Raw genomic sequence first — 18,948 nt, 5'->3', positions numbered from 1 at the left:
CGTTACCGCGTCGCTATCGCCTTGACGCACCTGGTGCGCCTAGTGTCACGGACGGCGCGAGGCCACTGTGGCTCGCGTCGCATCCGTGACCACGGCGACGAGGTGAAGATGACGATCCCGGGCTCCGAACTGGAGATCCACGAGACCGAGACCCCGGTCGAGGACGACTCCGTCGTCTCGGTGGCCGGCCGGTCCCCGACCCAGCTGGCCATCGCCCGGTTCCGGGCGGACAAGCTCTCGATGATCTCGTTCGTGCTGTCGGTGTTCATCGTGCTCTGCGCGATCGCGGCGCCCATCCTGGTGCTCCTGGGGGTCTTGCACCCCAACGACTTCCACCAGGAGCTGCTCTCCGACGACGGTGTGGCTCCGGCGGGTCGCTTCGGCGGCATCAGCTGGGACCACCCGTTCGGGGTGGACCCCGGCGCGGGGCGTGACCTGCTGGCGCGGCTGATGCTGGCGATCACCTCCTCGCTGACCATCGCGCTGACCGGGACCATCTTCACGGTCATCATCGGCGCGGTGCTCGGCATCGTCGCCGGGTTCTCGGGCGGCTTCGTCGACGCCGTCATCGGCCGGATCATCGACCTGACCCTGTCGTTCCCCCAGACCCTGATGCTGCTGGCCCTGTCCGGGCCGGTGGTGGTGATGATCCGCCAGGACGTCGCCGACTTCCCCGGCTTCGGGTTCTTCACCAACCCCGACCTGGCCAACGGCGCCTTCGTGATCGTGATCCTCGCTGCCTTCGGTTGGCCGCCGGTGGCCCGCGTGGTGCGGGGCCAGGTGCTCTCGATCCGCGAGCGCGAGTTCATCGAGGCGGCCCGCCTGCTGGGCGCGTCCCGGCGCCGGCTGTACTTCAAGGAGGTGCTGCCCAACGTGTGGGCGCCCGTCCTGGTCTACGTCACGCTCCTCGTCCCGGCCTACATCTCGGCCGAGGCGGCGTTCAACTTCCTCGGCGTCGGCATCAAGCCGCCGACCCCGACCCTGGGCAACATCCTCGCGGACTCCGTCAGCTACACCAGCGCGGATCCCATGTACTTCTTCCTGCCTGGCGCGCTGCTCGCCCTGATCGTCGTGGTGTTCAACCTCGTCGGCGACGGTGCTCGCGACGCGCTCGACCCCAAGTCGCACCGATAGCTGGATCCCCCCAGACCCGGTGCTCCGCCGACATCACACGGGATCCGGAGCACCGCGGCGCCGGCCGAGCCGGCGTCACTCACCGAAAAGGAGATAGTTGGATGGCCCTTAAGAAGCCATTGGCTGCCGTGGCCGCCACGGCGCTCGCGGCGACACTCGCCGCGTGCGGTGGTGGCAGTGACGACGGCGACAGCAGCGGGAACAGCGGCAAGGCGGAGAAGGGCGGCAACGCCATCTTCTTCGTCGGTGTCCGCAACGTCGAGCACTGGGACCCCCAGCGCATGTACATCGGCCGTGACCTCAACAACTCGGGCCGGCTGTTCTACCGCAGCCTGGTGGCGCTGCCCGCCTCCAACGACCCGGTCGAGGGCACCACGCCGGTCGCCGACCTCGCCACCGACACCGGTACGACGACCGATGGCGGCAAGTCCTGGAGCTTCACCGTCAAGGACGGCGTGAAGTGGGAGGACGGCAAGGACATCACGTGTGAGGACTTCAAGTACGGCGCGTCGCGCAACTTCGCGACCGACGTGATCATCGGTGGTCCCGCCAACTACCTGTTCACCTACCTGGACGTCAAGACCGGTGCCGACGGCCTGCCCGAGTACAAGGGCCCGTACACCAAGAAGGGCCAGGACCAGTTCGACAAGGCCGTCACCTGCGACGGCAAGACGATCACGTACCGCTTCAAGAAGGCGTGGCCGGACTTCCCGCTGTCGATCGCTCAGCTGCGGTACATGGACCCCTACCGCGAGGACCTCGACAAGGGCGACGCGAACAACTTCGCGATCATCTCCAACGGTCCCTACAAGCTCGACGGTGGCTGGAAGGAGGGCACCGGCGGCAAGTTCGTCCGCAACGAGAACTGGGACGAGTCGACCGACCCGATCCGCAAGGCCTACCCGGACACCTGGGACTTCCGCGAGGGTGACACCGACGAGGCGATCTACGAGCAGCTGCTCGCCGACTCCGGCGACGCCCAGTACGCCGTGACCGAGCGTCGTCTCCCGCCGGCCCTGTTCAGCCGCAAGGACGAGGCCGGTGACCGCTACACCCAGGTCGAGTCGCCGTACGTCGACTACGTGCTGCCGAACTTCAACTCCGAGGTCTTCAAGGACGCGAACTGCCGCGAGGCGCTGAAGCTCGCGACCGACCGCGCCGCCTGGATCAAGGCCGGCGGTGGCGAGGAGTACTTCAAGGCCGCCGACTCGGTGATCAACCCGGGTGTCCCCGGCTACAAGCCCAACCCGGCCTTCGACGCCATGGGCGAGTCCGGTGACCCGGAGGCCGCCAAGGCTGCGCTCGACAAGTGCGCGGCCCCGAAGCCGGTGAAGATCAAGTTCACCTACTCGGGCGGTACCCCCACCTCGGACAAGCAGGCCTCCGCGCTGAAGGCCGGCTGGGACAAGGCCGGCTTCGACACCGAGCTGGACCCGCTGGAGGACACCTACTACTCGGTGATCCAGAAGCCCGACGCCGACTTCGACGTCACCTGGGGCGGCTGGGGCGCCGACTGGTCCTCCGCCGGCACCGTCATCCCGCCGCTGTTCGACAGCCGGATCAACCTGACCGGTGACTCGAACGGCAACGACTACGGCAACTACAAGGGTGGTGCCGAGGTCGACAAGATGATCGACGACGCCTACGCCGAGCCCGACCTCGACGCCGCTGCGGACAAGTGGGCCGCGGTCGACGCCAAGCTGGGTGAGGACGTCGCCTACATCCCGCTGGAGATCACGATCTTCAACTTCGTCCACGGAGGCAAGATCACCGGCTACGCCAACAACGTCTCGGTGAACGGCTACGCCGACCTCGCCGTGATCGGCGTGGAGAAGTGACTCTCCGCTAACCACACCTGACGGTCGGGGGTCGTCCCCAGGGCGACCCCCGACTGTCCGTGCCCAACGGTCCTTTCCTCCCACACTGAGGTCCCCTGTGCTCGCGTACGTCATCCGCCGTGTCTTCGCCGGCGTGATCATGCTCATCGTGATGAGCATCGTCACCTTCGCCCTGTTCTTCGCCTCGCCGATCGACCAGGCGTCCTTCATCTGCGGCAAGAACTGCTCGGCCGCCCAGAAGGCGCAGACCGCCGCCGCGATGGGCTACGACGACTCCTTCGCCAACCAGTGGGTGGACTTCGCCAAGGGCGTCGTCCAGGGGCGCGACTACCCCGACGACCCCGAGCTCCGCAAGACCGCGCCGGAGACCATCGTCCACTGTGACGCGCCTTGCCTGGGCTACTCCCGCGAGCGCGGCGACACGGTGACCAACCTGATCAAGGACACCTTCCCCGTCTCCTTCTCGCTGGCGATCTCCGCCTTCGTCCTGTGGATCGTGGGCGGCGTCCTGCTCGGCGTCACCGCGGCCCTGAAGAAGGGCACGATCATCGACCGGGGCCTGGTCGGACTCTCCCTGGTCGCCTATGCGTTCCCGACGTTCTTCGTCGGACTGGTGCTCTACAAGTTCGTCGCCATCAAGTGGGGGCTCACCGACATCCCGCGCTACACCTCGATCGCCGAGGGAGGCGTCGGCGGCTGGCTCTCCAGCCTGACGCTGCCCGCGATCACGCTGGCGGTGTTCTTCATGGCCGCCTACGTCCGGATGACCCGGTCCTACGTGATCGAGTCGTTCCAGGAGGACTACGTGCGCACCGCGCGGTCGAAGGGCCTGCGCGAGCGCACGGTGACCTTCAAGCACGCCCTGCGGGCGGCCCTCACCCCGATCGTGACCATGGCCGGACTCGACTTCGCCGGCCTGATGGGCGGCGCCATCATCACCGAGTCGGTGTTCAACTACCCCGGCATGGGCAAGCTGGCCGTGCGTGCCAGCTCGGACTTCGACCTGCCGACCACGGTCGGACTCGTCGTCCTGCTGGCGGCCTTCGTCATCGTGGCCAACATCATCGTGGACCTGCTGTACGCCGTCATCGACCCGCGCGTGCGGCTGGGCTGAGAGGAACTCCCGGAATGTCCACCACCTCCCCGTCCATCCTCCCCACGACGGACCCCGCCTCCGAGGCGCTGCTCTCGGTCAGGGACCTGCACGTCCACTTCCCGACCCAGGACGGCCTGGTCAAGGCCGTCAACGGCCTGACCTTCGACCTCGAGCGCGGCAAGACGCTCGGCATCGTCGGTGAGTCGGGATCCGGCAAGTCCGTGTCCAGCATGGCGATCATGGGCCTGCATCGGGGCACCAACGCCAAGCTGAGCGGCGAGATCGTCCTCGACGGCGTCAACCTCCTCGACATCTCCGCGGAGGAGATGCGGAAGAAGCGCGGCCGTGAGGTCTCGATGATCTTCCAGGACCCGCTGTCGGCGATGCACCCGTACTACACGGTCGGCAACCAGATCGCCGAGGCCTACCGCGTGCACCACGACGTGTCCCGCAAGGTCGCCAAGCAGCGTGCCGTGGAGATGCTCGACCGGGTCGGCATCCCCAACCCGGACAAGCGGGTCAACGACTACCCGCACCAGTTCTCCGGCGGCATGCGCCAGCGCGCCATGATCGCGATGGGTCTGATCAACGACCCCAACCTGCTCATCGCCGACGAGCCGACCACCGCGCTCGACGTGACGGTCCAGGCCCAGATCCTCGACCTGCTGCAGGATCTGCAGCGCGAGTTCAACTCCGCGGTCATCATCATCACCCACGACCTCGGTGTCGTGGCGGAGATGGCCGACGACGTCCTCGTGATGTACGCCGGGCGGGCCGTCGAGTACGGACCGTGCAAGGAGATCCTGACGCACCCGGAGATGCCCTACACCTGGGGCCTGCTGTCCAGCGTCCCCGACCTCACCGGTGACACGGACGCGCGTCTGATCCCGATCCCCGGCAACCCGCCGAGCCTGCTCAACCCCCCGTCCGGCTGCGCCTTCCACCCCAGGTGCCCGCACCGCGAGAAGGTGCCCGGGGACCTGTGCCGCACCGAGCTGCCGATGCTGGTCCCCGGCCAGCGCGGGCCGATGCACACCAAGCGCTGCCACCTGCCCAACGCCGACGCGATCTACGCGGCCGAGGTCCTGCCGGTCATCGCGCCGGACCTGGCCGAGGAGCTGTGATGACGAACGACACGACCAACCAGGACCTGGCTCCCGAGGACGCGGTCGCGCCCCGAGCCGGCCACGGGGCCTCGGTCGCGCCGAGTGGCGCCAAGCCGATCCTCGAGGTCGACCAGCTGCGGATGTACTTCCCCGTCAAGTCGCCCGGCCTGTTCCGCCGCACCGTCGGCCAGGTCCAGGCGGTCGACGGCGTCTCCTTCCAGGTCGCGGAGGCCACCTCCCTCGGCCTCGTGGGGGAGTCCGGGTGCGGCAAGTCGACGACCGGTCGCCTGATCACCCGGCTCTACAAGCCCACGGCCGGCGCCATCCGGTTCGAGGGCCAGGACATCGCCCAGGCGAAGGCCTCGGAGCTCAAGCCGCTGCGGCGCGAGATCCAGATGATCTTCCAGGACCCGTACACCTCGCTGAACCCGCGGCAGACGGTCGGCTCGATCGTCGGCGCGCCGCTGGCGATCCACAAGACCCTGCCGAAGGACAAGATTCTCCCGCGGGTCCAGGAGCTGCTCGAGATCGTCGGGCTCAACCCGGAGCACTACAACCGCTACCCGCACGAGTTCTCCGGCGGCCAGCGCCAGCGCATCGGCATCGCCCGCGCACTGACCCTGCAGCCCAAGCTGCTCGTCGCCGACGAGCCCGTCTCCGCGCTGGACGTCTCGATCCAGGCGCAGGTCATCAACCTGCTCCAGGACATCCAGAACGAGTTCGGGGTCGCCTTCCTCTTCATCGCCCACGACCTCGCGATCGTGCGGCACTTCTGCCCCGAGATCGCGGTCATGTACCTCGGGAAGATCGTCGAGATCGGCGACCGCGACTCGATCTACAAGAACGCGCACCACCCGTACACCCAGGCGCTCCTCTCGGCCGTCCCCGACGTCAAGCAGGCCGCCACCGGGGCCCGGATCGAGCGGATCCGGCTGCAGGGCGACGTGCCGAGCCCGATCGACCCGCCGTCCGGCTGCCGGTTCCGCACCCGCTGCCCGATCGCGCAGGAGATCTGCGCGCGGCACGAGCCGCCGCTGCTCCAGATCGGCCGCCGGCACAAGGTCGCCTGCCACTTCCCGGGACGGCTCGGCCAGGCGCCGCGCGAGCCGCTGACCGCCGGCCTGCTCGGCGTCGACGCCGTGGGTCGTCCCGACCCGGGCGCCAGCCCGAGCCCCGACCTGGTCGAGCAGCCCGGGTACGCCGACACCTGGTTCGACCTCGACAACAAGTCGATCGGGCGCGCCTGAACCTCGAGCGGGAGCCGTTCGCGCGGCTGGCTAGGCTGGGTCCTCGTGGATGACGAGCCCCAGCTGTTCGACACCCCGGGCTCCTCGGCCGCGGGGTTCGGGCCGGCGGCGTCGGTCGGCTCGCTCGCCGACGCCACCCACTCCTCGGCCCCGCTGGCGGTCCGGATGCGTCCGCGTACGCTCGAGGAGCTGGTCGGGCAGGAGCAGCTGCGCGCGCCCGGCTCCCCGCTGCGCCAGCTCGTGGAGGGCGACCAGTCCCTCTCGCTGCTGCTGTGGGGGCCGCCGGGCACGGGCAAGACCACGATCGCCTCGATCATCAGCCAGCAGACCGGTCGGCGCTTCGTCGAGGTCTCGGCCGTCTCCGCGGGTGTCAAGGAGGTCCGGTCGGCGATCGACGCGGCCCGGCGCCAGCTGGTGGCGACGGGGGAGGAGACGGTCCTCTTCGTCGACGAGGTGCACCGGTTCAGCAAGGCCCAGCAGGACGCCCTGCTGCCCGGCGTCGAGAACCGCTGGGTGACGCTGGTCGCGGCCACCACGGAGAACCCCTCCTTCAGCGTCATCTCGCCGCTGCTCTCCCGCAGCCTGTTGTTGCGCCTGCAGTCGCTGACCGACGACGACATCGCCGCCGTCCTGGACCTCGCAGTGGCCGACGAGCGTGGGCTCGGCGGCGAGGTGGTGCTCGAGGAGGAGGCCCGTGACCACATCGTGCGCCTCGCGGGCGGCGACGCCCGCCGCTCGCTGACCTACCTCGAGGCCGCGGCCGGCGCGGCCCGGAGCAAGGGGGTCTCGACAGGCTCGACCACCTTGGTGATCGACGTCGCGACGGCCGAGACCGCGGCCGACCAGGCGGCGGTGCGCTACGACCGCGACGGCGACCAGCACTACGACGTCGTCAGCGCGTTCATCAAGTCGGTGCGTGGGTCCGACGCCGACGCGGCGCTGCACTACCTCGCCCGGATGATCGAGGCGGGTGAGGACCCGCGGTTCATCGCCCGGCGGCTGATGATCCTCGCCAGCGAGGACGTCGGCCTGGCCGACCCGACCGCGTTGACGACCGCGGTCGCCGCCGCGCAGACCGTCCAGCTGATCGGGATGCCCGAGGCCCAGCTGACCCTGGCCCACGCCACCATCGCTCTCGCCGTGGCGCCCAAGTCCAACGCCGTGACCACGGCGATCTTCGAGGCGATCGGCGACGTTCGGGCCGGCAAGATCGGCCAGGTCCCTCCCCATCTGCGCGACGCCCACTACGCCGGTGCCAAGACGCTCGGCCACGGCCAGGGCTACGTGTACAGCCATGACGCACCCTTCGGCGTCGCCGAGCAGCAGTACGCCCCCGACGTCGTGCTCGACGCCGCCTACTACCGCCCGACCGAGCTCGGCGCCGAGGCCGCGGTCAAGCAGCGGTGGGAGCGAGTTCGCCGCATCATCCGCGGCAAGTAGGCTTTCTCGTCGTGACCTCCGACCTCGCCGTGCCGACCTGGCTGGTCGTGCTGACCCTCGTCGCCGTCGTGGCGCTCGCGGTCGCGGCCTACCGGCTGTTGCGGTCCGTGCGCCAGGCGCGCGGCCACACCGAGGCGCTGCTCGCCGCAGCCGCCCAGGACGCCGAGGCGCTGCGCGAGCAGCTGGCCGGCATCGAGGCGGAGCTGCAGGCCAGGCCGGAGGCGGCGGCGCGCGGGCAGCGCACGCCGGTCGCTGTGGTCGACGACCGCGAGTACGTCATCACCGACCTGGGCCAGGAGCAGGGACCGCGGGTGCCCGCGCGCGTCGTACCGGCCCCGATGTTCGCCGACATCCTGCTGCGCGAGAGCGTCATCAAGACCGCGGCGCTGGCCGCAGGGCTACGCCGGGCGCTGTCGCCCGAGGTCCGCCACCGGATCCGCTTCGAGATGAAGCGCGAGGTCAAGCGCTCCCGCAAGGAGCGCAAGCTGATGCTGAAGGCCGCCCGCCGCGACCTGGAGTCGCGCCAGCGCTCCGCGCTGGGCGCCGACGTGGAGGTCACGTCGTGAAGGCGGGGGTCTGGTTCGCCGCCGGCGCCGCCGCCGGCGTCTACGGCATGGTCCGGGTACGCCGCCTCGCGGAGGCCTTCACTCCTGACGGCATGCGCGACCGGATCGGGGCGGCCGTCGTCGGCGCCCGGATGTTCGGCGAGGAGGTCGCCCGGGGCCAGGCCGTGGCCGAGATCCACCTGCGGCAACGCTTCGACGGCGCGGACGCCGGTCCGCCCCAACTCATGAATCCCACCACCACACCCAGCAGGGAAGGCATCCGTTGAACGAGCGGCACCTGAGCAGCGCGGAGATCCGCAACCGGTTCCTCGCCCACTTCGAGGCGCGGGGCCACACCGTCGTACCGTCGGCCTCGCTGCTGCTCGACGACCCGAACCTGCTCTTCGTCAACGCCGGCATGGTGCCGTTCAAGCCCTACTTCCTGGGCCAGGAGACGCCGCCGTTCCAGCGCGCGACCAGCGTCCAGAAGTGCGTGCGGACCCTCGACATCGAGGAGGTCGGCAAGACCACCCGGCACGGCACGTTCTTCCAGATGAACGGCAACTTCTCCTTCGGCGACTACTTCAAGGAAGGCGCCATCCAGTTCGCCTGGGAGTTGATCACCAACGCCCAGGCCGACGGCGGCTTCGGCTTCGACCCCGACAAGATCTGGGTCACCGTCCTGCCCGAGGACGCCGAGGCGCGCGACGCCTGGAAGCGGATCGCCGGGCTTCCCGACGACCGGATCCAGCCGCGCGGGCTCAAGGACAACTACTGGAACATGGGCGTGCCCGGCCCGGGCGGCCCGTGCAGCGAGATCTACATCGACCGCGGCCCCGAGTTCGGCCCCGACGGCGGCCCCGAGGCCGACGAGGACCGGTTCCTGGAGATCTGGAACCTGGTCTTCATGCAGGAGGAGCTCAGCGCCGTCCGCGCCAAGGACGACTTCGACATCGCCGGTCCGCTGCCGAGCAAGAACATCGACACGGGCATGGGCCTGGAGCGGGTGGCGTACCTGCTCCAGGACAAGCACAACATGTACGAGATCGACACCATCTTCCCGGTGATCGAGAAGGCGATGGAGCTGTCCGGCAAGAAGTACGGCGCCAGCGGGGCCGACGCCCACGTCGACGACGTGCGCTTCCGGGTGGTCGCCGACCACGTCCGCAGCTCGCTGATGCTCATCGGCGACGGCGTGACCCCGGGCAACGAGGGCCGTGGCTACGTGCTGCGCCGCCTGCTGCGCCGCGCGGTGCGCAACATGCGCCTGCTCGGCTACCAGGACCCGGCGCTGCCCGAGCTGCTGCCGGTCTCGCGCGACAAGATGGGGGAGAGCTACCCCGAGCTGGTCTCCGGCTGGGACCGGATCGCCCAGATCGCGTTCGCCGAGGAGGAGGCGTTCCGCAAGACGCTCCAGGCGGGCACCCAGATCTTCGACCTCGCCGCGGGCGACGTGAAGCGCTCCGGCGCCACCACCATCGCCGGTGACAAGGCGTTCGCGCTGCACGACACCTACGGCTTCCCGATCGACCTGACCCTCGAGATGGCCGCCGAGGCGGGGCTGAGCGTCGACGAGCCGGGCTTCCGGCAGCTGATGGCCGAGCAGCGCGAGCGGGCCAAGGCCGACGCGCGGGCCAAGAAGGGCCACCACGCCGACACCGGGGTCTACCGCGACATCCTCGACGCCCACGGCCCGACCGAGTGGCTCGCCTACGAGACCCTCGAGACCGAGTCCAAGCCGCTCGCGCTGCTGCGCGAGGGGGCCGCCGTCCCGGCCCTCACCGGCGGCGAGATCGGCGAGCTGGTCCTCGACCGCACCCCGTTCTACGCCGAGTCCGGCGGCCAGGTCGCCGACGCCGGCGTGATCGAGTTCGAGGGTGGGGCCCTCGAGGTCCTCGACGTCCAGCGCCCGGTCCGCGGCCTCGTGGTCCACCAGGTCCGCGTCCTCGACGGCGAGCTGCGGGTCTCGAGGCTCGCTGGCGCTCGCACCTCGACCACAGAGTCCGGGTTGGTGCACGCCAAGGTCGACCCGCAGTGGCGCATCGGCGCTCGCCAGGCGCACTCGGGCACCCACATCGTGCACGCCGCGCTCCGCGAGGTGCTCGGGCCCACCGCCCTGCAGTCCGGCTCCTACAACCGCCCGGGCTACCTGCGCCTCGACTTCGGCTGGCTCAACGCGCTCTCGCCCGACCAGGTCCGTGAGATCGAGCAGGTCTCCAACAACGCACTGCGCGCCGACCTGCCCGTCGGCTGGCAGTACATGACGCTCAGCGAGGCCAAGGACTGGGGCGCGATCGCGCTGTTCGGGGAGACCTACGACGACCAGAAGGTCCGTGTCGTCGAGATCGGCGGTCCGTGGTCGCGTGAGCTGTGCGGTGGCACGCACGTCGAGCACTCCAGCCAGGTCGGCACCATCGTGGTCACCAGTGAGGCGTCGGTCGGCTCCGGCAACCGCCGGATCGAGGCGCTGACCGGTGTCGAGGGCTTCGACTACCTCGCCCGCGAGCGTGACGTCGTCGGCCAGCTCTCGACGCTGCTCAAGACCCAGTCCGGCGACATCGTCGGCCGGGTCGGCGACCTCCTCGAGCGCCTCAAGCAGAGCGAGAAGGAGATCGAGAAGATCCGCCTCGCCCAGCTGCTGTCCGGCGGCGCCGCGCTCGCCGAGGGCGCGAGCGACGTCAATGGCGTGCGGCTGGTGGCCCAGCGGCTCGACGGCGCGAGCGGCGGCGACGTGCGCACCCTGGCGACCGACGTCCGGGCCCGGCTCGCCGGCGACACCCCCGCCGTCGTCGTCCTGATCGGCGCGGCGGACGGCAAGGCGGCGATCGTGGCGGCCCTCAACGACGCGGCCCAGGCCCGCGGCCTCGCGGCTGGCGACCTGGTCCGCGCGGCGGCCCCCTTCCTCGACGGCAAGGGCGGCGGCAAGGCCGACCTGGCGCAGGGCGGCGGCACCGACGTGTCCCGCATCGACGAGGCGCTCGCCGCCGTCACCGCAGCACTCGCGCAGGGATAGCCGTCTGATGCGCCACGGGGTCCGCCTCGGCATCGACCCGGGCGACGCCCGGATCGGCGTGGCCCGAAGCGACCCCTCCGGGGTGCTGGCGACGCCGGTCGAGACGGTGCGCCGGGGCAAGGGCGACCTGCGCCGGATCCACCAGCTGTTGCAGGCCGAAGGTGACTCCTCGGGGGTCCTCGAGGTCGTGATGGGTCTGCCCCGCTCGCTCGGCGGCGGCGAGGGCCCGGCCGCGCTGAAGACCCGCGAGCTCGCCGTACGCCTGGCGCGACGGATCGCCCCGGTTCCGCTGCGGCTCGTCGACGAGCGGCTCACCACCGTGACGGCGGAGGCTATGCTGCGCGACCAGCGCAAGGGAGCGAAGCGGCGCGCCGTGGTCGACCAGGTCGCGGCCGTCGTCATCCTCCAGCAGGCGCTGGATGCAGAACGCGCGACCGGCACCCCTCCGGGGGAGCTGGTGGACCCCACGCACGAGGAGACGCATGACTGAGCCGCTGTCCGACAACGTCGCGCCGGATGACGCCGTCGGTCACGACATCCTGCCGGTGAGCACACCGGCAGGTGGCCGGCGGCGTGCAGCCAAGAAGCGCCGCGGCGGATGCCTGCCGATCCTGTTGGTCGCCGTGCTCTTCTGCGGCCTGGTGGCGTGGTTCGCGCGCGGGGCGATCGCCGACGTCAAGGACATGCTCGCCGGGCCGGAGGACTTCGCCGGTCCCGGCCAGGGGCAGGTCACCTTCGTCATCGACCCCGGCCAGTCGGTCGGCTCGATGGGCGCCGAGCTCGAGGACCTCGGCGTCGTCGCGTCCTCGGAGGCCTTCGTCGACGCCGCGGCCAAGGACAGCCGCTCCACGAGGATCCAGGCCGGCACCTACCTGCTCAAGAGCCGGATGAAGGCCGCCGACGTGGTCGCGATCCTCGTCGACCCCTCGCAGATGGCCCAGGACACGGTGACCATCCCGGAAGGCAAGCGCACCAGCGACATCGTCAAGATCCTGGCCAAGAACACCGACTTCAAGGCCGCCCAGTTCGAGGCGGTGCTGGCGGACCCGGCGGCGCTCGGTCTGCCCCCGTCGGCGGGCGGAAACCCCGAGGGCTACCTGTTCCCCGCCACCTACACGATCACGCCGGCCGACACCCCGCAGACGATCCTCGCCGCGATGGTCGCCAAGGGACAGGCCGTGATGAAGGACCTCGACCTCGACGCCCAGGCCCAGAACGTCGGCCTCACCGCCCACGAGGTGCTGACCGTGGCGAGCATGCTCGAGTTCGAGGCCAACCGCGACCAGGACTACCCGAAGGTCGCCCGCGCCATCTACAACCGCCTCGACCAGGACATGGCCCTGCAGTCGGACGCCACCGTCGCCTACGCCAACGGGCTCTCCGGCGAGGTCTGGACCACCTCGGCGCAGCGCGACATCGACTCGCCGTACAACACCTACGCCAACCGGGGCCTGCCGCCCGGCCCGATCGGCAACCCGGGCGAGGCGACCATCGACGCCGCGCTCCACCCGGCCGACGGCCCGTGGCTGTACTGGGTCGTGGTCAACCTGAAGACCGGCGAGACCGTCTTCTCGACCACCCTCGCGGAGCACAACGCCGCCACCGAGCGGCTGCGTGAGTACTGCACCACCTCCGATGCCTGCTGATGCCCTGTCGATGAGGTGCGCCGTCCTGGGCGACCCGGTCGCCCACTCGCTCTCGCCGACCCTGCACCGGGCCGGGTACGCCGCGCTCGGCATCGACGCGACGTACGACGCCGTGCGGGTGCCCGCCGGGGAGCTGGCCGGGTTCGTGGCGGGCCTCGGCCCCGAGTGGCGAGGCCTGTCGGTCACCGCGCCCCTGAAGCGGGAGGCACTGGCACTGGCCGACGAGGTCTCCGACCTCGCGCGGCTGGCCGGCGGCGCCAACACCCTGGTGCGGACGGCGGCCGGCTGGTTCGCCGACAACACCGACGTGCCGGGCGCGGCGGCTGCGATCCGGGAGCGGTTCGCGGGGCCGTTGGCCAGCGCCACGATCCTCGGCGGCGGGGCGACCGCCGCGAGCGTCGGTCTCGCGCTCGCCGACCTGGGCGTCACCACGATCACCGTCGCTGCGCGCAACCCGGCCAACGCCGCCGAGGCGGTCGCGGCGGTCGAGGCCCATCCCAGCGCACCGACGCTCGCCGTGGTGAGTCTCGACGAGGTCCGCGCGAGCGGAGGCGTCCTGGTGTCGACCGTCCCTGCCGGCGCCCAGACCGACACGCTGCTCGGGCGAGTGCTCCCGGCGGACGTCGTGTTCGAGGTGACCTACGACCCGTGGCCCACCCCACTGGTCGCGGCCGCCCTCGCCACGGGGGCGACCGTCGTGTCCGGCCTGGACCTGCTGGTGCACCAGGCCGTGCTCCAGTTCGGCCTGTTCACTGGTCAGGACGGGCCACTCGACGGCATGCGCTCGGCGGGCGAAGCAGCGCTCGCGGCTCGGTAGGTTCCTCGGCATGGAGCTGCTCCCCGCACTGGCCTGCGCCCTCATCGGTGCGCTCGGCGGACTGCTCGTGCCGCGGCTGATCGCGCTGTGCCCCGAGCCGGAGCACGACCCGGCCGAGAACCCGGAGGACTACCCCGACCACGTGCCGTTCGCCGAGCTGGCCGCCCGGCCGGGGCTGCTGCTGCGCTCGGTGATCGCCTGCGCCCTGGCCGGTGCAGTCCTCGGCGCGGCGCTGGGCTGGAGCTGGGCGCTGCTGTGGCTGCTGTTCCTGGTGCCGGTGTGCTGTGCGCTCACGGTCATCGACTACGTCACCTGGTACCTCCCCTCGCGGCTGATCCGGCCGTCGTGGCTGGTCACCGGTGCTCTGGTCGCCCTCGTGGCCGTGATCGTCGGCTCCGTCGACGTCGCGCTGTGGGGGGTGGGTGGCTTCGCCGGGCTCGGCGGCTACTACGGCCTGATGCGGCTGATCAGTCCGCGCGCGATGGCCGGCGGCGACGTCCGCCTGGGTGCGCTGCTGGGAGTGGCGCTGGGACCGCTGGGCCTCGGCGTGCTGTTCGTGTCGGTGCTCGCGGCCGCCGTCCTGGGGGTGGTGGCGATGGTGCCGATGCGGCGCAGCGGCACGATGATCCGCCGACGGGTGCCGTACGGCCCGTTCCTCGTGCTGGGCGCGCTGGTCGCCGTCGTCGTGGGACAGGTCCTCAGCGCCTGAGGCATGCGTGGGAGACTGGTGCCCATGTTGCGCTGGCTGACTGCGGGGGAGTCCCACGGCCCCTCCCTGGTCGCGATCCTCGAGGGCCTGCCGGCCCACGTCGAGGTCACGACCGATGACATCTCCGACTCGCTCGCCCGTCGTCGCCTCGGCTACGGCCGCGGTGCCCGGATGAAGTTCGAGGCCGACGAGGTCACCATCACCGGCGGCGTCCGGCACGGTCGCACCCAGGGCGGCCCGGTCGCGATCCAGGTCGGCAACACCGAGTGGCCCAAGTGGGAGACCGTGATGTCGGCCGACCCGGTCGACCCCGCCGTCCTCGAGGCGCAGGCCCGCAACGCCCCGCTGACCCGCCCGCGACCCGGCCACGCCGACCTCGCGGGCATGCAGAAGTACGACTTCGCCGACGCCCGGCCGATCCTCGAGCGCGCCTCCGCGCGGGAGACCGCGGCCCGGGTCGCGCTCGGCCGGGTCGCCAGCAACTTCGTGGAGCAGGCGACCGGCGCCCGGATCGTCAGCCACGTCCTCGAGATCGGCGGCGTCCGTACGCCGTCCGCCGAGCTGCCGTCCCCCGACGACGTCGAGCGCCTCGACGCCGACCCGGTGCGCTGCCTCGACGCCGACGGCTCCAAGCTGATGGTCGAGCGGATCGACCAGGCCCACAAGGACGGCGACACCCTCGGCGGCGTCGTCGAGGTCGTCGTCCACGGCCTTCCGCCGGGCCTCGGCTCCCACGTCCACTGGGACCGCCGCCTCGACGCTCGCCTGGCCGGCGCGCTGATGGGCATCCAGGCGATCAAGGGCGTCGAGGTCGGCGACGGCTTCGAGCTCGCCGCGACCCCCGGCTCCCTCGCCCACGACGAGATCGTGTCGACCGCGGAGGGGCTGCGCCGCGTGTCCGGCCGCTCCGGCGGCACCGAGGGCGGCATGACGACCGGCGAGATCCTGCGCGTGCGCGCCGCGATGAAGCCGATCGCCACCGTCCCGCGGGCGCTGCGCACCGTCGACCTCGCCACCGGCGAGGAGGCCGTCGCCCACCACCAGCGCTCCGACGTGTGCGCCGTGCCCGCGGCCGGCATCGTCGCCGAGGCGATGGTCGCGCTGGTGCTCGCCGAGGCGGTGCTGGAGAAGTTCGGCGGCGACTCGGTCCAGGAGACCCGGCGCAACGTGCAGTCCTACCTCGACACGCTCCGGTTCAAGTGACCGGAGCGGGTGCGCCGCGCGCGGTCCTGATCGGCACCATGGGTGCTGGCAAGACCACGGTCGGCCGGCTGCTCGCCGAGCGGCTGGGCGTCGGGTTCGCCGACACCGACGAGCTGATCGAGGAGCAGCAGGGCAAGGCCGTCCAGGACATCTTCGTCGAGGACGGCGAGGCCGCCTTCCGTGCGCTCGAACGGACCACGGTCGCCCGGGCGCTCGAGGAGCAGGCCGGCGTCCTCTCGCTCGGCGGCGGCGCGGTCCTCGACCCGTCGACCCGGTCCCTGCTGGCTGCCCACCAGGTCGTCTTCCTGCGCGTCGGGCTCGCCGAGGCCGTCAAGCGGGTCGGCCTCGGCACGGGACGCCCGCTCCTGCTCGGCAACGTTCGCGCCCGGGTCAAGCAGCTCCTCGACGAGCGCACCCCGATCTACGCCGGCCTGGCCCGGATCACCGTCGACACCGACGGCCGCGAACCCGCCGAGATCGCCGCCGAGATCGTCACCGCCCTGCAGGGAGACACGCCATGACCGATCAGCCCACCGTCATCCCGGTGACCGCCGCCGGGCCGTACGACGTCGTGGTCGGCCACGGTGTCCTCGACCGCCTGCGCGGCCTGCTGCCCGCCGGTGTCCAGCGGGTCGCGATCATCACCCCGGAGTCGCTCGAGGACCTGCTCGAGCCCTTCGCCGACCTGCTCGAGGGCCTCGACGTCGTTGTGCTGCAGGTCCCCGACGGCGAGGAGGCGAAGAACTGGGAGGTCGCCGCGGCCTGCTGGGAGTCGCTCGGCGAGGAGGGCTTCACCCGCTCCGACGCCGTCGTCACCCTCGGCGGCGGCGCGACCACCGATCTCGGCGGGTTCGTCGCGGCCACCTGGCTGCGCGGCGTCGCCGTGGTCCACGTCCCGACCACCGTGCTCGCCATGGTCGACGCCGCGGTCGGCGGCAAGACCGGTATCAACACCCCCGCCGGCAAGAACCTGGTCGGCTCCTTCCACGAGCCGGCCGGCGTCCTGTGCGACCTCGCGCTGCTCGAGACCCTGCCGCGGGCCGAGGTCGTCGCCGGCCTCGGCGAGGTCGTCAAGTGCGGCTTCATCGCCGACCCGCGGATCCTCGAGCTGGTCGAGGAGACCGAGCCGGACGCGCTCACCCCGGACTCGCCGGTGCTGCGGGAGCTGGTCGAGCGCGCGATCCGGGTCAAGGCCGACGTCGTCGCCGGCGACCTCAAGGAGACCGGGGGAGTCGACGGCCACCCCGGCCGCGAGGTCCTCAACTACGGCCACACCCTCGCCCACGCCATCGAGAAGGCCACCGACTACTCCATCCGGCACGGCGAGGCCGTGGCGCTGGGCTGCGTGTACGTCGCCGAGCTGGCCGCCCGCGCCGGTGGGTTGTCGCCCGAGCTGGTCGCCCGTCACCGGGCCGCGTTCGGCCGGGTCGGGCTGCCGACCACCTGGAACGGCGCCGACTTCGACACCCTGCTCGCCACGATGAGGGTCGACAAGAAGGCCCGCGGCAACCAGCTGCGCTTCGTGGTCCTCGAGGACCTCGCCCGGCCGGTCGTGCTCGCCGGGCCCTCCGAGGACGACCTGCGCTCGGCGTACGCCGCGATCAGCGGCGGTGCGGCGTGAAGGTCCTGGTCCTCAACGGCCCCAACCTCGGGCGGCTGGGACGACGCCAGCCGGAGATCTACGGGCACACCACCCACGACGAGCTCGCCGCGCTGTGCGTCGAGTGGGGCAGCGGGCTGGGGCTCGAGGTCGAGGTGCGGCAGACCAACCACGAGGGAGAGCTGCTCGACCGGCTCAACCGCGCCGCCGACGAGGAGACGCCGGTGGTGCTCAACGCCGCGGCCTGGACCCACTACTCGCTGGCCCTCTACGACGCCTGCGCCCAGCTGACCGCCCCGCTGGTCGAGGTGCACATCTCCGAGCCCAAGCAGCGTCCGGAGCAGTTCCGGCACACGTCGTACGTCGAGCCGCACGCTGCCGCCACGATCTCCGGGCAGGGTATCGACGGCTATCGCCAGGCGCTCGAATTCATCGCAGCACGGGGCGCCCACTAGACTCGACCGCTGGCCCGGTCCTCGCTGCCGGTGCCTCCCTGATCTTGGACATCTGTAAAGAAGGCTGACGCGCATGGCAACCACGAACGACCTCAAGAACGGCATGGTTCTCAACCTGGAGGGCCAGCTCTGGCAGGTGGTGGAGTTCCAGCACGTGAAGCCGGGCAAGGGCCCCGCGTTCGTCCGTACCAAGCTCAAGCACGTCGAGTCGGGCAAGAACGTCGACAAGACCTTCAACGCCGGCACCAAGGTCGAGACCGCCACGGTCGACCGCCGCTCGTTCCAGTACCTCTACAACGACGGCACCAACTTCGTGTTCATGGACGTCCAGGACTACGACCAGATCGAGGTCGACCCGGCCATCGTCGGCACCGCCGCCGGCTTCCTCCTGGAGAACCAGGAGGTCATCGTGGCCACCAACGAGGGCCGCGTGCTCTTCATCGAGATGCCGGCCTCGGTCGAGCTCGTCGTCTCCTACACCGAGCCCGGCGTCGTCGGCGACTCCGCCACCGGCCGCACCAAGCCCGCCACGCTCGAGACCGGCGCCGAGATCCAGGTCCCGCTGTTCATCGAGCAGGGCGAGAAGATCAAGGTCGACACCCGCGACGGCGGCTCGTACCTGTCGCGCGTGAAGGGCTGATTCCACTCGTGGGAGCCCGGACCAAGGCCCGCAAGCGCGCCCTCGACGTCCTCTACGCCGCCGACCTGCGCGGCGAGACGGGCGTCGAGGCGCTCGAGCGGGTCACCGCCGAGGGCGAGGCCCCGGCGAACCCCTACACCTCCGTCCTCGTGCGCGGCGTCACCGAGCACCGCGCGCGGATCGACGAGGTGCTCGAGGAGTTCTCCACCGACTGGAGCCTGACCCGGATGCCCGCGGTCGACCGCAACGTGCTCCGGATCGGCGTCTGGGAGCTGCTCTGGGCCGACGACGTGCCCGACACCGTCGCCGTGACCGAGGCGATGAGCCTGGTCCGCGAGCTGTCCACCGACGAGTCGCCCGCGTTCGTCAACGGCGTGCTCGGGGCGATCCAGCGCAAGAAGTCCTCGCTGGTCTGACCTGTTGCGGTTTGGGACCAAACCGTGTGATTCCTCGGCGTGT

19 protein-coding genes are annotated in these 18,948 nt (G+C 71.0%); all 19 read left to right on the top strand.

The window, feature by feature from the left end; all coding sequences use genetic code 11:
• Nucleotides 1-108 precede the first annotated feature (108 nt).
• The 19 genes from KU893_RS07035 to nusB all read left to right on the top strand — a co-directional run bounded on the left by KU893_RS07035 (nt 109) and on the right by nusB (nt 18,905).
• Complete coding sequence (locus KU893_RS07035; RefSeq protein WP_218233637.1) at nt 109-1,134, top strand: ABC transporter permease; 1,026 nt, start codon at nt 109-111, stop codon at nt 1,132-1,134.
• A gap of 101 nt (nt 1,135-1,235) precedes the next feature.
• Entirely contained in the window at nt 1,236-2,972 is a 1,737-nt protein-coding gene (locus KU893_RS07030) for an ABC transporter substrate-binding protein (protein ID WP_218233636.1), read from the top strand.
• Nucleotides 2,973-3,069: 97 nt separating this feature from the next.
• Nucleotides 3,070-4,086: an ABC transporter permease gene (locus KU893_RS07025; protein WP_218233635.1), complete on the top strand. Its 1,017-nt coding sequence runs from the start codon at nt 3,070-3,072 to the stop codon at nt 4,084-4,086.
• A 14-nt stretch (nt 4,087-4,100) separates the two neighbouring features.
• Nucleotides 4,101-5,192, top strand: a complete 1,092-nt coding sequence (locus KU893_RS07020) for an ABC transporter ATP-binding protein (RefSeq protein ID WP_218233634.1) — start codon at nt 4,101-4,103, stop codon at nt 5,190-5,192.
• A complete protein-coding gene (locus tag KU893_RS07015; RefSeq protein ID WP_218233633.1) occupies nt 5,192-6,421 on the top strand; it encodes an ABC transporter ATP-binding protein in 1,230 nt (409 codons plus the stop codon). Before KU893_RS07020 ends, KU893_RS07015 begins: the two co-directional genes overlap by 1 nt.
• A gap of 45 nt (nt 6,422-6,466) precedes the next feature.
• Entirely contained in the window at nt 6,467-7,861 is a 1,395-nt protein-coding gene (locus tag KU893_RS07010; protein WP_372449672.1) for a replication-associated recombination protein A, read from the top strand.
• An 11-nt stretch (nt 7,862-7,872) separates the two neighbouring features.
• Nucleotides 7,873-8,427: a hypothetical protein gene (locus KU893_RS23505; protein WP_218233632.1), complete on the top strand. Its 555-nt coding sequence runs from the start codon at nt 7,873-7,875 to the stop codon at nt 8,425-8,427.
• On the top strand, nt 8,424-8,693 hold the full coding sequence (locus KU893_RS23500; protein WP_218233631.1) for a DUF6167 family protein: 270 nt from the start codon (nt 8,424-8,426) through the stop codon (nt 8,691-8,693). The genes KU893_RS23505 and KU893_RS23500 overlap by 4 nt, the downstream gene beginning before the upstream one ends.
• Before the next feature lie 11 nt (nt 8,694-8,704).
• Nucleotides 8,705-11,419, top strand: a complete 2,715-nt coding sequence (gene alaS, locus KU893_RS06995; RefSeq protein ID WP_218233748.1) for an alanine--tRNA ligase — start codon at nt 8,705-8,707, stop codon at nt 11,417-11,419.
• Nucleotides 11,420-11,426: 7 nt separating this feature from the next.
• A complete protein-coding gene (ruvX, locus tag KU893_RS06990) occupies nt 11,427-11,909 on the top strand; it encodes a Holliday junction resolvase RuvX (protein ID WP_218233630.1) in 483 nt (160 codons plus the stop codon).
• Complete coding sequence (gene mltG, locus KU893_RS06985; RefSeq protein ID WP_218233629.1) at nt 11,902-13,065, top strand: endolytic transglycosylase MltG; 1,164 nt, start codon at nt 11,902-11,904, stop codon at nt 13,063-13,065. The genes ruvX and mltG overlap by 8 nt, the downstream gene beginning before the upstream one ends.
• Nucleotides 13,055-13,882, top strand: a complete 828-nt coding sequence (locus tag KU893_RS06980) for a shikimate dehydrogenase (protein ID WP_246592091.1) — start codon at nt 13,055-13,057, stop codon at nt 13,880-13,882. Before mltG ends, KU893_RS06980 begins: the two co-directional genes overlap by 11 nt.
• Nucleotides 13,883-13,892: 10 nt before the next feature.
• Complete coding sequence (locus tag KU893_RS06975) at nt 13,893-14,591, top strand: A24 family peptidase (RefSeq protein WP_218233628.1); 699 nt, start codon at nt 13,893-13,895, stop codon at nt 14,589-14,591.
• A 24-nt stretch (nt 14,592-14,615) separates the two neighbouring features.
• Nucleotides 14,616-15,794, top strand: a complete 1,179-nt coding sequence (gene aroC, locus KU893_RS06970) for a chorismate synthase (RefSeq protein WP_218233627.1) — start codon at nt 14,616-14,618, stop codon at nt 15,792-15,794.
• Complete coding sequence (locus KU893_RS06965) at nt 15,791-16,315, top strand: shikimate kinase (RefSeq protein ID WP_308167192.1); 525 nt, start codon at nt 15,791-15,793, stop codon at nt 16,313-16,315. Before aroC ends, KU893_RS06965 begins: the two co-directional genes overlap by 4 nt.
• Complete coding sequence (gene aroB / locus KU893_RS06960; protein ID WP_218233626.1) at nt 16,312-17,415, top strand: 3-dehydroquinate synthase; 1,104 nt, start codon at nt 16,312-16,314, stop codon at nt 17,413-17,415. The genes KU893_RS06965 and aroB overlap by 4 nt, the downstream gene beginning before the upstream one ends.
• A complete protein-coding gene (locus KU893_RS06955; protein WP_218233625.1) occupies nt 17,412-17,849 on the top strand; it encodes a type II 3-dehydroquinate dehydratase in 438 nt (145 codons plus the stop codon). The genes aroB and KU893_RS06955 overlap by 4 nt, the downstream gene beginning before the upstream one ends.
• Before the next feature lie 73 nt (nt 17,850-17,922).
• Nucleotides 17,923-18,489: an elongation factor P gene (gene efp / locus KU893_RS06950; protein WP_218233624.1), complete on the top strand. Its 567-nt coding sequence runs from the start codon at nt 17,923-17,925 to the stop codon at nt 18,487-18,489.
• Between the two features lie 8 nt (nt 18,490-18,497).
• Nucleotides 18,498-18,905 (top strand): transcription antitermination factor NusB, encoded by a 408-nt coding sequence (gene nusB, locus KU893_RS06945; protein ID WP_218233623.1) that lies wholly within the window; start codon nt 18,498-18,500, stop codon nt 18,903-18,905.
• Nucleotides 18,906-18,948: the final 43 nt, after the last annotated feature.

The organism is Nocardioides daeguensis (genome assembly GCF_019192965.1).
In the GTDB taxonomy this organism is placed as follows: Bacteria; Actinomycetota; Actinomycetes; order Propionibacteriales; family Nocardioidaceae; genus Nocardioides; species Nocardioides daeguensis.
Note: the sequence above shows the minus strand (reverse complement) of the source record. Positions and strands in the feature narration are given on the sequence as shown.

What these genes read in the sequence shown, in the direction of transcription:
- aroC (WP_218233627.1), top strand. Translation starts at nt 14,616, where the DNA reads ATGTTGCGCTGGCTGACTGCGGGGGAGTCCCACGGCCCCTCCCTGGTC.
- KU893_RS07035 (WP_218233637.1), top strand. Translation starts at nt 109, where the DNA reads ATGACGATCCCGGGCTCCGAACTGGAGATCCACGAGACCGAGACCCCG.
- KU893_RS06975 (WP_218233628.1), top strand. Translation starts at nt 13,893, where the DNA reads ATGGAGCTGCTCCCCGCACTGGCCTGCGCCCTCATCGGTGCGCTCGGC.
- KU893_RS07020 (WP_218233634.1), top strand. Translation starts at nt 4,101, where the DNA reads ATGTCCACCACCTCCCCGTCCATCCTCCCCACGACGGACCCCGCCTCC.
- mltG (WP_218233629.1), top strand. Translation starts at nt 11,902, where the DNA reads ATGACTGAGCCGCTGTCCGACAACGTCGCGCCGGATGACGCCGTCGGT.
- KU893_RS06980 (WP_246592091.1), top strand. Translation starts at nt 13,055, where the DNA reads ATGCCTGCTGATGCCCTGTCGATGAGGTGCGCCGTCCTGGGCGACCCG.
- efp (WP_218233624.1), top strand. Translation starts at nt 17,923, where the DNA reads ATGGCAACCACGAACGACCTCAAGAACGGCATGGTTCTCAACCTGGAG.
- KU893_RS07030 (WP_218233636.1), top strand. Translation starts at nt 1,236, where the DNA reads ATGGCCCTTAAGAAGCCATTGGCTGCCGTGGCCGCCACGGCGCTCGCG.
- aroB (WP_218233626.1), top strand. Translation starts at nt 16,312, where the DNA reads ATGACCGATCAGCCCACCGTCATCCCGGTGACCGCCGCCGGGCCGTAC.
- KU893_RS07015 (WP_218233633.1), top strand. Translation starts at nt 5,192, where the DNA reads ATGACGAACGACACGACCAACCAGGACCTGGCTCCCGAGGACGCGGTC.
- ruvX (WP_218233630.1), top strand. Translation starts at nt 11,427, where the DNA reads ATGCGCCACGGGGTCCGCCTCGGCATCGACCCGGGCGACGCCCGGATC.